The organism is Achromobacter sp. SIMBA_011, assembly GCF_046535435.1.
GTDB classification, from domain to species: Bacteria; Pseudomonadota; Gammaproteobacteria; order Burkholderiales; family Burkholderiaceae_B; genus Achromobacter; species Achromobacter dolens.
The window spans coordinates 1,122,975-1,137,510 of the sequence record NZ_JAWRWN010000001.1; the positions used below are offsets into that span (position 1 = coordinate 1,122,975).

A 14,536-nucleotide genomic window follows, 5' to 3' on the forward strand; every position below is an offset into this window, starting at 1 on the left:
CGGTGTGCGAATGCCGTTCGCCGCTCTCAGACCGCCATGGGCGCCGTCAGCGGAGCGTGGTGGGTGTAGCCCTGCAGCGAAAAATCGCCCGGCTCGACCTTTTCGAGCCATTCCGGCTCGTAGCGGCCCGTCTGGGCGAAATCGGGGATGCGGTCGGACAGCACCAGCCGCGGCGCTTCGTGCGGCGTGCGGGTCAGTTGCTCGCGCAGCATCGGCAGATGGTTCTCGTAGATATGCGCGTCGCCGATGAAATAGGTGAACCAGCGGGGCGTGTAACCGGTGAGCCGGCCCACCAGGTGCAGCAGCGCCGCGCCCTCGGTCAGGTTGAACGGCGTGCCCAGCCCGACATCGTTGGAACGGATGTACAGGCACAGCGAGATTTCGCGGGTGGTCGCGTTAGGCAGGAACTGATAGAGCAGGTGGCAGGGCGGCAACGCCATTTCCTCGATCTGCGCCCAGTTCCAGCCGTGGAACAGGATGCGGCGGTCGCCCGGACGCTCGTGGATGGTATCCAGGCACTGGCGCAACTGGTCCACCGCTTTATAGAGCAGCACCCTGGATACGCCGCCGTCCTGCAGGTCGGCCACCTTGGTGTAGCCGCGCGCCAGGGCGTCATCGACCTGGCCGGCGCGGTCCGCGTCCAGCACCTTGTACGCCGGCCACTGGCGCCACTGCACGCCGTAGACCGGGCCCAGGTCGTCCGGGCCCTCGCGGTACGGATTGGCCAGCCATTGCGCGTTTTCGTTGGCGTTCTGGTCCCAGACCTTGCAACCCAGTTCGCGGAATTGCGCCGCGCTGCGCGCGCCCCGCAGGAAGCCGACCATCTCGCCGATGGCGGATTTGAAGGCCAGCTTCTTGGTGGTCACGGCCGGAAAGCCCTGCTGCAGGTCGAAGCGCAGCGAGGCGCCCGGCATGCTCAGCGTGCGTATGCCCGTCCGATTTTCCTGCCACGCGCCGGTGTCCAGGATGGCTTGAACGAGGTCCAGGTATTGTTTCATGGGTACAGAATCTGAAAAGGCTGAGGTGGCGTCGGCAACGGGCCGCGTCAGGCCGCCGCGGGGGCTTCCTGGATATCGACGATCTCCACCGAGAAGGTCAGTTCGGCGGTCTTTTCGAGCATGGCCGAGGCCGAGCAGTATTTCTCGTGCGACAACTGCACGGCGCGCTCGACCGCCGCGCGCGGCAGGTTGCGGCCAGTGACGGTGAAGGCGAAGTGGATGCGCGTGAACACCTTGGGGTCGACGTCGGCGCGGTCGGCCTGCAGCTTGACGCTACAGCCGGTTACGGCATGGCGGCCGCGCTTGAGGATCAGCACGACGTCATAGGCGGTGCAGCCGCCGGTGCCGGCCAGCAGCATTTCCATGGGGCGGGGCGCCAGGTTGTGGCCGCCGCCGTCCACCGCGCCGTCCATCACGGCCACGTGGCCGCTGCCGGTGCTGGCGGTGAAGAGCATGCCGTTGGGGCCGCCCCAGTCGATCGTGCATTCCATTTGTCAGGTCCTTGTGCTTGAGCGCAGTCAATGGCTGATGATACCCGTTGCGTACAATTCCGCATGAGAGCCCCGCCCCGCATCAGGGGTGTGCGGCAAATTCAGGAGCCGTCCATGTCCCCCACCTTGCCCCAATCCGGTCCCGCCGCCTTCCTGCGTCGTTCCAATCCGCTGGATGCGCTGTTGGCGGAAGCCGACCGGGCGCTGCGCGTGCTGTCCGGCAGCGCCAGCGCCGGCCGCGCCAATCCGGCCACGGCCGAGGAGGCGCCGGACACCCTGTCGGCGCAGGAAAAGCGCCACGCGGCCGGGCTGATGCGGGTCAACCACGTGGGCGAAGTCTGCGCCCAGGCGCTGTACCGCGGGCAGGCGGCGGTGTGCCGTGAACCCGGCCCGCGCGCCTTGCTGCTCGAAGCCGCCGGCGAGGAAGTCGATCATCTGGTCTGGTGCAACCAGCGCCTGATGGAGCTGGGCAGCCGTCCCAGCCTGCTCAATCCGGTCTGGTACGCAGGCTCGTTCGCGCTGGGGCTGCTGGCCGGCTATGCGGGCGCGCCGCGCAACCTGGGCTTCATGGCCGAAACCGAAAAGCAGGTCGAGGCGCATCTGGAAGGGCACCTGCGCACCCTGCCGGAGCAGGACGCCCGCTCGCGCCAGATCGTGCAGAAGATGAAGGATGACGAGGCCCAGCACCGCGCCAGTGCCGAGGCGGCGGGCGGCGTGCCGCTGCCCGGTCCGGTCAAGGCCGCGATGCGGGCAATGTCCAAGGTCATGACGACGACCGCCTATTGGGTCTGACCGCGATGCCCGGCATCCGGGGCGGACGCCGCCAGCGCCCGCATGCCTGCCCATGGGGCATGAAAATGTTGCGATGCGCAATAATTGCAGCATATTGGTGCCGTATGCACCTTTCCGGTGCAAGGCATAGGCCGGGAATACCCGGAATCAGCTAGGGTAAGTCCGTACGGGGTTTACCCCTTCGGCAATAACCCTCCGTTTTTGGAGGTCATTGCTGTATGCGGCTTTGCGGGCGACGGCCGAGGAGTTTGCGGCAAAAATGCAACGTGAAATGGTGCAGTGCGCAGAGCTCAAAAAAATTCTTGCATCGCACAAAAAAACCCGATACTATGCATCTCATCGGATGTTGAAACGCAGTCGGCGCGGTTCAAAAGCAAGACCCAAGCAAAATGAACCCCGACAGCGCAGCGAGTGAAAGCCGCTCCCAACATGCCACGGTTGTCTCCTCCACCCTCCTCCTTTGGTGGATTTAGCCCGAGATCTCACGATCTCGGGCTTTTTTTTAAGCCGAGTTAATGCGTCCCCATTTAAGCCCGCTGCCGACCATCCGCATCGGACGAGTCGAGGCGCAAGCGCCGCGATCATGCCTGGGCGCCCTCCGCGTTTTCCCTTGGATATTTCGCGTGTGCGGAGGCGGAAAGCTCTACAATTACTGCATGAAATCCGTATTTCCGCGCGCTGCCCGCCGCGTTGCCGCATCTCCCGCGAACCGGGGATGCCCGCACGTATCCGGGTCGGGGTTGCGGACGTTACGTTCTGTCCCGGTGATTTGCACTTCCTTATCCCTCCCATATATGGGCGTTACACCTGCCATTGATAATGGCCGGCCTGTCTCGATAGACCAACCAGAGGTGACCCTGTGACCTGGCTGTACATATGCGTGGTCGCGTTCATGGTGGGGGGACTCATCGTGGCGTCGGAGCGCTGGCATGGCGCCTTCACCGGCGACAGCGATCTCAACAAGCCGCAAGCGAATCATTCGCGCGCCACGCCCCGCGTCGGCGGCCTGGCCGTGCTGGCCGGCACGCTCCTGGGCCTGCTGGTGCTCGGGCCCGACAACATGACCCTGACCTGGTTGTGGCCGGCCCTGTTCGTGTCGGCGCTGCCCGTGTTCGTGGCGGGCCTGCTCGAAGACATCACCAAGGACATCGGCGCCAGCAAGCGTCTGCTCGCGGCTTTCCTGTCCGCTGCGATCGCGTGGTGGCTGCTGGGTGGCGTCAGCCGCGTCGGCATGGCCCCGGTGGATTATGTCCTCTCGTACTGGCCTGTTTCCCTGGTGTTCACCATGTTCGCGGTGGGCGGCTGTACCCACGCCCTGAACATCGTCGACGGCATGAACGGCCTGGCCGGCATGGTCGCGACGCTGATGGCGGTGTCCATCAGCCTGGTCGCGCTGCAGGTTGGCGATGTGCCGATCTTCCTGATTGCCGCGGCGCTGGCTTCGGCCACGCTGGGATTCCTGGTCTGGAACTTCCCGTTCGGCCGCGTCTTCCTGGGCGATGGCGGCGCGTACTTCCTGGGTTTCATGCTGGCCGAGCTGGCCGTGCTGCTGGTGGTGCGCAACCCTTCGGTGTCGCCGTTCTACGCGCTGGCGGTGTTGTTCTACCCCGTATTCGAAACCGGCTTTTCCATCTGGCGCCGCCGCTTCAAGCGCGGCGTGCCGGTGGACCAACCGGATGCCTTGCACCTGCATCAACTGGTGTTCCGCCGCCTGGTGCGCGTGACCTTCAGCCGCGGCCGCCGCCATGCGGTGCCGGCGCTGTGCAATGCGTTGGCCTCGCCCTACATGTGGGTGCTGGCCCTGATTGGCCTGGTGCCCGCCACCATCTGGTGGGACAACGCCTGGGCGCTCAGCGCCAGCCTGGTGGTGTTCGCCAGCGTCTATATCTGGCTGTATGCGCGACTGGTGTCGTGGCGCCGTCCGGGGTGGTTGCTGTTGCCCTCCGTCCTGCGAGCCGATTAAGTTGTTGGGCGCCCCGGCGATCGCCGCCGGGGGCCTGGTTATCCATCACCCCGACCATATTTAAAATGCCGTAATCGTTCTACGGTGAAGGGAGAGTTATGTTGCGTATTCAGGATGTGAAACTCGCGGTCGTCGGCCTGGGCTATGTCGGCCTGCCGCTGGCAGTGGAATTCGGCAAGAAGCGCTCGGTCATCGGCTTCGATATCAATACGCGCCGGATCGACGCCCTGAAGGCCGGTCACGACCACACGCTGGAAGTCAGCGACGCCGAACTGGCCGAAGCCAAGCAACTGTCCTACACCGCCGACCGCGCCGAACTCGGCCAGGCCAACGTCTTCATCGTCACCGTGCCCACGCCGATCGACGAATACAAGCAACCCGACCTGACCCCGCTGGTCAAGGCCAGCGAGACCATCGGTTCGGTGCTCAAGCGTGGCGACATCGTCATCTACGAATCGACCGTCTACCCCGGCGCCACCGAGGAAGACTGCGTGCCGGTGCTGGAACGCGTGTCGGGCCTGAAGTACAACGTCGACTTCTACGCCGGCTACAGTCCCGAGCGCATCAACCCGGGCGACAAGGAGCACCGCGTCAGCACGATCAAGAAGGTCACTTCGGGCTCGACGCCGGAAGTGGCCGAACTGGTGGACCAGCTCTACAAGCAGATCATCACCGCCGGCACCCACAAGGCGTCCAGCATCCGTGTGGCCGAAGCCGCCAAGGTGATCGAGAATACCCAGCGCGACGTCAACATCGCGTTGATCAACGAACTGGCGCTGATCTTCAACAAGATGGGCATCGACACCGAGGCCGTGCTGCAAGCGGCCGGTACGAAGTGGAACTTCCTGCCGTTCCGCCCGGGCCTGGTGGGCGGCCACTGCATCGGCGTGGATCCGTACTACCTGACGCACAAGGCGCAGTCGATCGGCTACCACCCCGAGATCATTCTGGCGGGTCGCCGCCTGAACGACTCGATGGGCAGCTACGTGGTGTCGCAACTGGTCAAGGCCATGACCAAGCGCCGCATCCACGTGCAGGGCGCGCGCGTGCTGGTGATGGGCCTGACCTTCAAGGAAAACTGCCCCGACCTGCGCAACACCCGCATCGTCGATATCGTGAAGGAGCTGGGCGACTACAACGTTGACGTCGATGTGTACGACCCGTGGGTCGAGCCCGAAGAGGCGGTCCACGAATACGGCATCACGCCGATCGCCAAGCCGGAAGCGGGCAAGTACGATGCGGTGATCCTCGCCGTCGCGCACCACCAGTTCAAGGACCTGGGCGCCGAAGGCATCCGCAAGCTGGGCAAGCCGGAACACATCCTTTATGACCTGAAGTACGTGTTGTCGCCCGCCGAATCCGATCTGCGCCTGTAAGGAGGACGTCGCATGACCACACGTTTCGAGACTGTCACCCGGGAACTCGCCGCCGTGCCGCGCAAGTGGCTGGTGACCGGCTGCGCGGGTTTCATCGGCTCCAACCTGCTGGAAACCCTGCTGAAGCTGGACCAGGCCGTGGTCGGCCTGGACAACTTCGCCACCGGCTACCAACGCAATCTGGATGAGGTGCGTGGCTCGGTCACGGCCGAGCAGTGGGCCCGCTTCTCGTTCATCGAAGGCGATATCCGCGACCTGGAAGCCTGCCGTCGCGCCACGCAGGGCGTGGACTTCGTGCTGCATCAGGCGGCGCTGGGCTCGGTGCCGCGTTCGCTGAAGGATCCGATCACCACCAACGAGGTGAATATCGGCGGCTTCCTGAACATGCTGGTCGCCGCGCGCGATGCCGAGGTCAAGTCGTTCGTCTATGCGGCCTCCAGCTCGACCTACGGCGATCACCCGGCCTTGCCCAAGGTCGAGGAGAACATCGGCAATCCGCTGTCGCCGTATGCCGTCACCAAGTACGTCAACGAGCTGTACGCGAGCGTCTTCGCGCGCTCCTACGGTTTCGAGACCGTCGGCCTGCGCTATTTCAACGTGTTCGGCAAGCGCCAGGACCCGGACGGCGCCTATGCGGCGGTGATCCCGAAGTGGACCGCCGCGATGATCAAGGGCGAAGACGTCACCATCAACGGCGATGGCGAGACCAGCCGCGATTTCTGCTTCGTCGAGAACGCGGTCCAGGCGAACATCCTGGCGGCCATGGCGCCGCCGGAAGCCCGCAACCAGGTCTACAACGTGGCCGTCAGCGGCCGCAGCACCCTGAACGACCTGTTCGGTTTCCTCGTCCGGGCGTTGGGCAATCAGAATGTCGCCTATGGCAAGCAGCCGGTCTACGGCGACTTCCGCGCGGGCGACGTGCGCCACTCGCAGGCCGACGTCAGCAAGGCCGGCCGCCTGCTCGGCTACCAGCCCACGCACACGGTGCTGCAGGGCCTGGAAGTGGCGATGCCCTGGTACACGCAATTCCTGCGTTGATTTGAAAGCACTCGTCCGCAAACTCGGCAGCATCCACCCGGACCACCAACGCATTTTCAAAGGTGCGTTCCGGGTGGCGGTGTTCCTGCTGCTGGGCAAGGCCGCCGGCGCCATCAAGGAGATGGCGGTGGCGTACCGCTACGGCGTCAGCGACGCCGTGGACGCCTATCAGTTCTCGATGACGATGGCCACCTGGCTGCCGGTCACGATCGTGGGCGTGCTGTCGGTGGTGCTGATTCCGGTGCTGGTGCGGCTGCGCCGCGCCGAGGACGCCGAACGCGAGCAATTCATCCGTGAGCTGCAGGGCTGGGTGGCGGCCGCGGGCATCGCGCTGGCCGCGCTGACCTGGTTCGCCTGGCCGCAAGTGGTGGGCGCGCTGGGCCAGGGGCTCTCGGCCCGGGTCCGCGACATGACGGGCGAACTGTTGCTGGCCTTCGCGCCCGTGGCGGCATTATTGCTGATCGCGGGTATCAGCGCGGCGCGCCTGCGCGCGCATGAGCGCCACGTCAACACGCTGCTGGACAGCGTGCCGGCGGTGGCGACCCTGGCGTGGGTGATGCTGGCGGCCAGCGCCGAAAGCGTGGGGCCGCTGCTATGGGGCACGCTGGTGGGCTATGCGATCCAGACCGCCTGGCTGGCCTGGCTGGCCGCGCGCGCCGACGGCGGCTTCTGGGGCGCGCCCAGGCTGACCCTGCGTTCGCCGCACTGGCCCGAACTGATGAGCGCGGCCGGTGTGATGCTGATCGGGCAGGTGGCCATGAGCTTCGTCGGTCCGCTGGATCAATATGCCGCGGCCAACCTGGGCGCCAATGCCAACGCCACGCTGGGCTACGCCAGCCGGTTGCTGTCGCTGCTGCTGGGGATCGGCGCGGTGTCGGTCGGACGCGCGGCGCTGCCGGTGCTGGCCGACGTGCAGGCGCGTGGCGACACGGCGCGCGCGCGCGGCATGGCGCTGAAATGGTCGGTGCTGATGGTGGCGGCCGGCGGCCTTGCCGTGGCGATCGGCTGGGTGCTCGCGCCCTGGGGCGTTTCGGTGCTGTTCCAGCGCGGCGCCTTCACCGCCGAGAATACCGCGGCCGTGGCGCATGTGCTGCGCTGGGGCCTGTTGCAGTTGCCGTTCTATTTCGGCGTGCTGATCCTGGTGCAGTTGCTGGCCAGCCAGAACCGCTATCGCATCATGGCCGCCATCGCGGTCGGCAATTTCGCGTTGAAAGCCGCGCTCAATACGGTGCTGGCGCCGAAGATGGGCGCCGCGGGCATCATGCTGGCCACCAGCCTGATGTACGTGCTGTCCTATGCCTGCTATCTGGTGGTGGCCCTGCGCCGCGCCGAACCCAAAGAGGCCGCCTGAATGTCCGCCGCTCCCGAGTCCGGCCGCCCGTTGCGCGTGCTGCTGTTCATCCATTCGTTGCATGGCGGGGGCGCCGAGCGGGTCGCCGCCGACCTGAGCGCGCATTGGGCCGGCATGGGCCGCGAGGTCATGGTGGTGACGCAGGCGAGCGCCGACGGCGACGTCTACACGCTGCATCCGAAGGTGCGGCGCGAGGTGCTGCACACAGCGGGCGAGGGCGGCGGCCTGCGCGGCATCTGGAGCAATGTGCAGCGCGTGCGCGCGCTGCGGCGCGTGATCAAGGCATTCCGGCCCGACATCGTGCTCGGCATGATGACCACGGCGTCGGTGCTGTCCGTGCTGGCGTGCGCCGGCCTGTCGTGCCGCGTCATCGCCACCGAACACACCCATCCGCCGTCGCAGACCCTGTCGGGCTTCTGGCAACGCCTGCGCCGCCTGACCTATCCGCGCGCCGCGCGCGTGGTGGCCCTGACGCGCGGCACCGCGCAATGGATCGAACAGCACGTGCCGGGCTCGCGGCTGGCGGTGATTCCGAATCCGGTGCATTGGCCATTGCCCAAGGGCGAACCGGCGCTGACGCCGCCTGCGGGCGACGGCCGCAAGCGCCTGCTGGCGGTGGGGCGGCTGCATGCCGACAAGGGCTTTGACCTGTTGCTGCGCGCCTATGCCCGGCTGGCCCCGTCGCATCCGGACTGGGATCTGGTTATCCTGGGCGAAGGCGACGAGCGCCGCGCCCTGGAAGCGCAGGTGCGCGAGGCTGGCTTGCAGGAGCGCGTCAGCCTGCCGGGACGCGCGGGCAACGTGGGCGATTGGTACCAGAGCGCCGACCTGTACGTGCTGACGTCGCGCTTCGAGGGGCTGTCCAATACTTTGCTGGAATCGATGGCGAGCGGCCTGGCCGCGGTGGCGTTCGATTGCGATACCGGACCACGCGAGATCGTGCGCGAAGGGGTCGACGGCGTGCTGGTGCGGCCCAATGGCGACGTCGACGCGCTGTGCCGCGAGCTGGATGCGGTGATGGGCGACGAGGCCTTGCGCCAGCGCATGGCCGAAGCGGCCACGGCGGTGCGCGAGCGTTTCTCCGCCGAGCGGGTGCTGGGCCAATGGAAAGAACTTTTTGACGGTGTGCGCGGATCGGCCCGCTAGGCCGCGCGCGACACCGTTGCTGCGGTGACCACGAGAACCTGAAATCATGTGTGGAATTGTCGGAATTTGGGGCCCCCTGGGTAACAAGGCGCAAGTGCTGGCGGAAAGCTGCCGCCGCATCCGCCACCGCGGGCCGGACAGCAACGGCTTCTGGGAAGACGCCGGCGCCGAGCTGGCGCTGGCGCACGTGCGCCTGGCGATCCAGGACCTGACCGAAGCCGGCCATCAGCCGATGGTGTCCGCCTGCGGCCGCTACGTGATGGTGTTCAACGGCGAGATCTACAACCACATGGACATGCGCCAGCAGCTCGAGGCCTCGGGCCTGGCGCCGTCCTGGCGCGGCCATTCCGACACCGAGACGCTGTTGGCCGGATTCACCGCGCTCGGTATCGAGGCCACGCTGCAGGCCTCGGTCGGCATGTTCGCCATCGCGCTCTGGGACCGCGCCTCGCGCAAGCTGGTGCTGGCGCGCGACCGCATGGGCGAAAAGCCGCTGTACTACGGCTATTCCGGCGCCGAGCTGGTGTTCGCGTCCGAACTCAAGGGCCTGATGCCGATCCCCGGTTTCGGCCGCAGCCTGAACCGCAATGCGTTGGCGTCGTTCATGCGGCACAACTACATTCCGGCGCCGCAGTCCATCTACGAAGGCATCGCCAAGCTGCCCCCGGGCACCTGGATCGAATTCACCGCCGACGATACCCGCAGCCGCCGCATGCCCGAGCCGCGCGTGTACTGGTCGGCGCGCGAGGCCGCCGACACCGCGGCGCAATCGCTGCTGTCGTTCGAGTCCGACGCGCAGGCCACCGACGCGCTCGAAGGCGTGCTGTCCAAGGCGGTGGGCGGCCAGATGCTGTCCGACGTCAGCCTGGGCGCGTTCCTGTCGGGCGGCATCGACTCGTCCACCATCGTCTCGCTGATGCAGGCGCAGAGTTCGCAGCCGGTGCGCACCTTCGCCATCGGCTTCCATGAGAAGGGCTACGACGAGGCGCAGCACGCCAAGGCGGTGGCCATGCACCTGGGCACCGACCACACCGAGCTGTACGTCACCGCCGACGACGCGCTGGCGGTGGTGCCGAACCTGGCCGACATGTACGACGAACCGTTCGCCGATTCGTCGCAGATTCCGACCTCGCTGGTGACGCGCATGGCGCGCCAGCACGTCACAGTGGCCCTGTCCGGCGACGGCGGCGACGAACTGTTCGGCGGTTACTCGCGCTATTTCCGTGTCAACAACTGGTGGCAGAAGTGCGAGCGCATTCCATCGCTGCTGCGCACGCCGGCCGGCGCGCTGCTCAGCGCCTCGACACACCTGCCCGGGCGCGGCGCCTGGCGCGGCAAGGTCGGCAAGCTGGGCGAACTGCTGCGCGCCGATTCGCGCGGCGATTTCTACCGCCTGTTCGTGTCGTACTGGTCGGACCCGGCGCGCGTGGTCAAGGGCGGCATGGAACCGGTGTCCGAGTTCGCGCAGGCGATGCGCGGCTCGACCTTCGAATCCATGATGAAGCTCGATACCGTGACCTATCTGCCGGACGACATCCTGGTGAAGGTGGACCGCGCCGCCATGGCCGTGAGCCTGGAAACCCGCGTGCCGCTGATCGACCACCGCGTTTATGAATTTGCCTGGAGCCTGCCGCACCATTACAAGGTGCGCGGCGCCACCGGCAAGTGGCTGTTGCGCCAGGTGCTGTACCGCCACGTGCCGCAGGCGCTGGTGGATCGGCCCAAGCGCGGCTTTGCCGTGCCTCTGGCGGCCTGGCTGCGCGGCCCCTTGCGCGATTGGGCCGAGGCGCTGCTGGATCCGGCGCGCCTGCGCCAGGAAGGCTGGTTCGAGCCCGAGCCCATCCTGCGCAAGTGGCGCGAACACGTGTCCGGACATCGCAATTGGGATAGCCATCTGTGGGGCGTGCTGATGATGCAGGCCTGGCTGGACCGCTACCGCGCCGGTGGCGAACAGGGAGGATCGGTTGGGAGTCGCTGACGAATGAAGATACTGATGCTGGTCAGTTCCATGCATGCCGGGGGCGCCGAGCGCGTGGCCGCCACGCTGGTCAACGCGTGGGCCGAACGCGGCGACGACGTCACCCTGACGCCGACCTATTCGTCCAAGGGCACCTGCTTCTACCCGCTGTCGGACAAGGTCAAGCTGGACTGGCTGGCGGACCTGGCCGGCACGCGCGTATCGGGGCCGATGGCGGCGTTCAAGCGCCTGCTGACGCTGCGCCGGCATATCCGCGACACCGCGCCGGACGTGGTGGTGTCATTCCTGACCAACGTCAACGTGGCCGCCATCCTGGCCACCCGTGGCCTGCGCGTGCCGCTGATCGTCTGCGAGCGGACCAACCCGGTCGCCGAGACCACCACCGGCACGATCTGGCGTCGGTTGCGCCGCCTGCTGTACCCGCGCGCCGACATGGTGACGGTGCAGGCGGCCGACACGGCCGGTCCGTTCTCGCGCCAGGTGCCGGGCATCAAGCGCCTGGCCGTGATTCCCAACCCCTTGCCCGCGCCGCTGCTGGACGCGCCGCTGGTGCCGCAGCATGACGACGGCGCGCCGCGCACGCTGCTGGCGATGGGGCGGCTGGTGACCGACAAGCAATTCGACCTGCTGATCGATGTCTTCGCGCAACTGGCGCCGGACTTTCCCGACTGGAACCTGCGTATCTGGGGCGAAGGCCCCGAGCGCGGGGCGCTGGAGGAACAGGTCGCGCGCCTGGGGCTGCAGTCGCGGATCAGCCTGCCGGGCCGCACTGAAACGCCCTGGGATGAATTGGCCCAGGGCCAGGCGTTCGTGCTCAGTTCGCTGGTCGAGGGCTTTCCCAACGTGCTGCTGGAAGCGATGGCGCTGGGCCTGCCCTGCGCCGCGTTCGACTGCCCCAGCGGGCCGCGCGAAATGACGCGCGACGGCCAGGACGCGCTGCTGGTGCCCGCGGGGGACCGTGACGCGCTGCGCGAGTCGCTGCGCCGCCTGCTCGGCGACGTGACGTTGCGCCGGCAATTCGGCCAACGCGGCGCCGCTGCGGTGCGCCAGCGTTATGCGCTGGCCAGCGTGCTGATGGAATGGGACGAATTGTTCGAAGCGGTGAGGGAAGGCCGATGAGCGGAGCGACCTTGCGCGTGGTGCACGTGATTGCCGGCCTGGGGCAGGGCGGCGCCGAATCCGTGCTGTGGCGCCTGGCCACCTATCCGGGGCAGGCGGTCGAGCACATCGTCGTGTCGCTGACCGACGAAGGCGTCTACGGCGAGCGGCTGCGCGCCGCCGGCGTGACGGTGCAAACGCTGGACATGCCGCGCGGCCGCATCACGCTTGGAGGCTTCCTGGCCTTGCGCCGACTGATCGCCGCGGCCCGCCCCGACGCCGTGCAGACCTGGATGTACCACGCCGACCTGATCGGCGGCCTGGCGGCGCGCCTGGCCGGCGTGCGCGCCGTCGCCTGGGGCATCCGCAATTCCGGCGCGCATCTCGAGCGCAGCAGCCGGTCTGCCCGCATGGTGCTGCGCGCCTGCGCGCTGCTGTCGGGCGTGCTGCCCGGCGCCATCGTCTGCGCCGCGCAGGACGCGGCCGAACGGCATGCGGCCAAGGGCTATCGTCGCGATCGCATGGTGGTGATCGCCAACGGCTACGACCTGTCGCGCTATGCGCCCGATGCGGCAGCGCGGGAACGGGTGCGCGGCCAGTGGGGCCTGGCCGGCGATGTGCCAGTGATCGGCTGCGTGGCGCGCTGGGACCCGTTGAAGGACCATGCCAACCTGCTGCGCGCGGTGGCGGCGCTGGTGCGCGATGGCCGCGACGGCGGCCTGCGCTGTGTGCTGGTGGGACGCGGCATGACCGTGGACAACCCTGAATTGATGGCGCTGGTCGACAAGCTCGACCTGCGCGAACGGCTGGTGCTGGCCGGCCCGAGCGACGACGTGCCGGCCGTGATGAACGGGCTGGACCTGCACGTGCTCTCCAGTTGCGCCGAAGGCTTCCCCAACGTGGTGGCCGAGGCCATGGCCTGCGGGGCGTACTGCGTGGCGACGGACGTGGGCGACGCGGCCTACATCATCGGCGACACCGGTGTGGTGGTGCCACCCGAGCAGCCCGAGGCGCTGGCGCGCGGCATCGAGACCGCGCTGCGCGAGGTGGCGGCGCGCGGCCGCGGGCGGGCCGGCGAGGCCGGACGGGCCCGGGTGCTGGAGAATTTCGACCTGGCGCGCATGGTGCAAAGCTACGCCGCGGTGTGGCGCCGTCTGTCCGGAGCATCGGCATGAGCGCCGCCCGTCGTCTGCTGTTCGTGGTCAACAACCCGGCGTTCTTCATGTCGCACCGGCTGCCGGTGGCGCAGGCCGCGCAGCGCGCCGGCTATGACGTGCACGTGGCCACGATGGACGGCCCGGCCGTCGCCGACATCGTCGCGCTGGGCATGACCCATCACGTCATTCCGATGACGCGCAGCGGCAAGCATCCGCTGCAGGAGCTGGGCACGCTGCTGGCGCTGCTGCGCCTGTTCCGGCGACTGCGGCCCCAGGTGGTGCACCTGGTGACCATCAAGCCAGTGCTGTATGGCGGCATCGCTGCGCGCCTGGCGCGCGTGCCCGGCATGGTGGCCGCGATTTCCGGCCTGGGCTTCGTGTTCCTGTCCAATTCCCTGAAGATGCGTCTGGTGCGCTCGGTGGTGGCGCGCCTGTATCGCCTGGCGCTGGGCCATCCCAACAGCCGGGTGATATTCCAGAACGCCAGCGACCGCGACATGCTCAAGTCGCTGGGCGCCGTGCGCGACGAGCAGGTGGTGCTGATCCGCGGCGCCGGCGTCGATCTGGATCTGTGCCAGGCGCTGCCGGAGCCGCCGGCGCCGCCCGTGGTGGCCACCATGGTGGCGCGGCTGCTGCGCGACAAGGGCGTGTGGGAATTCGTCGAGGCGGCGCGGCTGCTGCGCGCGCGCGGCGTGCCCGTGACCATGCGGCTGGTGGGCGGCGTGGACGCCGGCAATCCGACCTCGGCCACGCCGGCCGAGGTCGAGGCCTGGCAGCGCGAGGGTTGCGTCGAGGCGTTGGGCGAGCGCTCGGATGTGCCGCGGCTGTATGCGGCGTCGCACATCGCCGTGCTGCCGTCCTATCGTGAAGGCCTGCCCAAGTCGCTGATCGAGGCGGCCGCCTGCGGCCGCGCGGTGGTGACGACAGACGTGCCGGGCTGCCGTGACGCGATCGAGCCGGACGAGACCGGTCTGCTGGTGCCGGTGCGGGACCCGCGGGCCCTGGCCGACGCCATCGCGCGGCTCGCCGAGGACGCTGCCCTGCGCCAGTCGATGGGGGCGGCCGGCCGCGCCTTGGCCGAGCGCGAATTCAACATCGAGCGGGTGGCACGCATCCACGTCGAGTTGTACGACACCCTGAGCGCCTGA

The 14,536-nt window shown here is 67.8% G+C and carries 12 protein-coding genes; 10 read left to right on the forward strand and 2 right to left on the reverse strand.

Annotation, left to right across the window (positions count from 1 at the left end; genetic code table 11):
• Nucleotides 1-26 precede the first annotated feature (26 nt).
• Nucleotides 27-998 (reverse strand): thymidylate synthase, encoded by a 972-nt coding sequence (locus tag SB816_RS05200; protein WP_395757047.1) that lies wholly within the window; start codon nucleotides 996-998, stop codon nucleotides 27-29.
• Nucleotides 999-1,045: 47 nt separating this feature from the next.
• Nucleotides 1,046-1,489, reverse strand: coding sequence for an OsmC family protein (locus tag SB816_RS05205; protein ID WP_395757046.1), 444 nt, complete (start codon nucleotides 1,487-1,489; stop codon nucleotides 1,046-1,048).
• A gap of 114 nt (nucleotides 1,490-1,603) precedes the next feature.
• On the opposite strand from SB816_RS05205, the gene coq7 reads away from it, so the two are divergent.
• The 10 genes from coq7 to SB816_RS05255 all read left to right on the forward strand — a co-directional run bounded on the left by coq7 (nucleotide 1,604) and on the right by SB816_RS05255 (nucleotide 14,536).
• A complete protein-coding gene (gene coq7 / locus SB816_RS05210; RefSeq protein ID WP_395757045.1) occupies nucleotides 1,604-2,281 on the forward strand; it encodes a 2-polyprenyl-3-methyl-6-methoxy-1,4-benzoquinone monooxygenase in 678 nt (225 codons plus the stop codon).
• Nucleotides 2,282-3,140: 859 nt separating this feature from the next.
• Nucleotides 3,141-4,244 carry an MraY family glycosyltransferase gene (locus SB816_RS05215; RefSeq protein ID WP_054500664.1) on the forward strand — a complete coding sequence of 368 codons (1,104 nt, stop codon included), beginning with the start codon at nucleotides 3,141-3,143 and terminating at the stop codon, nucleotides 4,242-4,244.
• A 98-nt stretch (nucleotides 4,245-4,342) separates the two neighbouring features.
• On the forward strand, nucleotides 4,343-5,620 hold the full coding sequence (gene tviB, locus SB816_RS05220) for a Vi polysaccharide biosynthesis UDP-N-acetylglucosamine C-6 dehydrogenase TviB (RefSeq protein ID WP_064528585.1): 1,278 nt from the start codon (nucleotides 4,343-4,345) through the stop codon (nucleotides 5,618-5,620).
• A gap of 12 nt (nucleotides 5,621-5,632) precedes the next feature.
• Nucleotides 5,633-6,658: an SDR family oxidoreductase gene (locus SB816_RS05225; protein WP_410546586.1), complete on the forward strand. Its 1,026-nt coding sequence runs from the start codon at nucleotides 5,633-5,635 to the stop codon at nucleotides 6,656-6,658.
• A 1-nt stretch (nucleotide 6,659) separates the two neighbouring features.
• The gene (gene murJ / locus SB816_RS05230; RefSeq protein WP_054500666.1) at nucleotides 6,660-8,009 is read left to right on the forward strand and encodes a murein biosynthesis integral membrane protein MurJ; all 1,350 of its coding nucleotides are present in this window, start codon (nucleotides 6,660-6,662) and stop codon (nucleotides 8,007-8,009) included.
• Nucleotides 8,010-9,155, forward strand: coding sequence for a glycosyltransferase family 4 protein (locus SB816_RS05235; protein WP_054500667.1), 1,146 nt, complete (start codon nucleotides 8,010-8,012; stop codon nucleotides 9,153-9,155).
• A gap of 46 nt (nucleotides 9,156-9,201) precedes the next feature.
• Nucleotides 9,202-11,133, forward strand: a complete 1,932-nt coding sequence (asnB, locus tag SB816_RS05240) for an asparagine synthase (glutamine-hydrolyzing) (protein WP_410546587.1) — start codon at nucleotides 9,202-9,204, stop codon at nucleotides 11,131-11,133.
• Nucleotides 11,134-11,136: 3 nt separating this feature from the next.
• Nucleotides 11,137-12,252 (forward strand): glycosyltransferase family 4 protein, encoded by a 1,116-nt coding sequence (locus tag SB816_RS05245; RefSeq protein ID WP_054500669.1) that lies wholly within the window; start codon nucleotides 11,137-11,139, stop codon nucleotides 12,250-12,252.
• Complete coding sequence (locus tag SB816_RS05250) at nucleotides 12,249-13,406, forward strand: glycosyltransferase family 4 protein (RefSeq protein ID WP_167517644.1); 1,158 nt, start codon at nucleotides 12,249-12,251, stop codon at nucleotides 13,404-13,406. The genes SB816_RS05245 and SB816_RS05250 overlap by 4 nt, the downstream gene beginning before the upstream one ends.
• A complete protein-coding gene (locus tag SB816_RS05255) occupies nucleotides 13,403-14,536 on the forward strand; it encodes a glycosyltransferase family 4 protein (RefSeq protein ID WP_144655549.1) in 1,134 nt (377 codons plus the stop codon). The genes SB816_RS05250 and SB816_RS05255 overlap by 4 nt, the downstream gene beginning before the upstream one ends.

Bases quoted from the DNA above. Each gene is read 5' to 3' on its own strand.
- SB816_RS05205 (WP_395757046.1), bottom strand. From the start codon at position 1,489: ATGGAATGCACGATCGACTGGGGCGGCCCCAACGGCATGCTCTTCACC.
- SB816_RS05235 (WP_054500667.1), top strand. From the start codon at position 8,010: ATGTCCGCCGCTCCCGAGTCCGGCCGCCCGTTGCGCGTGCTGCTGTTC.
- SB816_RS05255 (WP_144655549.1), top strand. From the start codon at position 13,403: ATGAGCGCCGCCCGTCGTCTGCTGTTCGTGGTCAACAACCCGGCGTTC.
- SB816_RS05225 (WP_410546586.1), top strand. From the start codon at position 5,633: ATGACCACACGTTTCGAGACTGTCACCCGGGAACTCGCCGCCGTGCCG.
- SB816_RS05200 (WP_395757047.1), bottom strand. From the start codon at position 998: ATGAAACAATACCTGGACCTCGTTCAAGCCATCCTGGACACCGGCGCG.
- asnB (WP_410546587.1), top strand. From the start codon at position 9,202: ATGTGTGGAATTGTCGGAATTTGGGGCCCCCTGGGTAACAAGGCGCAA.
- SB816_RS05245 (WP_054500669.1), top strand. From the start codon at position 11,137: ATGAAGATACTGATGCTGGTCAGTTCCATGCATGCCGGGGGCGCCGAG.
- SB816_RS05250 (WP_167517644.1), top strand. From the start codon at position 12,249: ATGAGCGGAGCGACCTTGCGCGTGGTGCACGTGATTGCCGGCCTGGGG.
- coq7 (WP_395757045.1), top strand. From the start codon at position 1,604: ATGTCCCCCACCTTGCCCCAATCCGGTCCCGCCGCCTTCCTGCGTCGT.
- tviB (WP_064528585.1), top strand. From the start codon at position 4,343: ATGTTGCGTATTCAGGATGTGAAACTCGCGGTCGTCGGCCTGGGCTAT.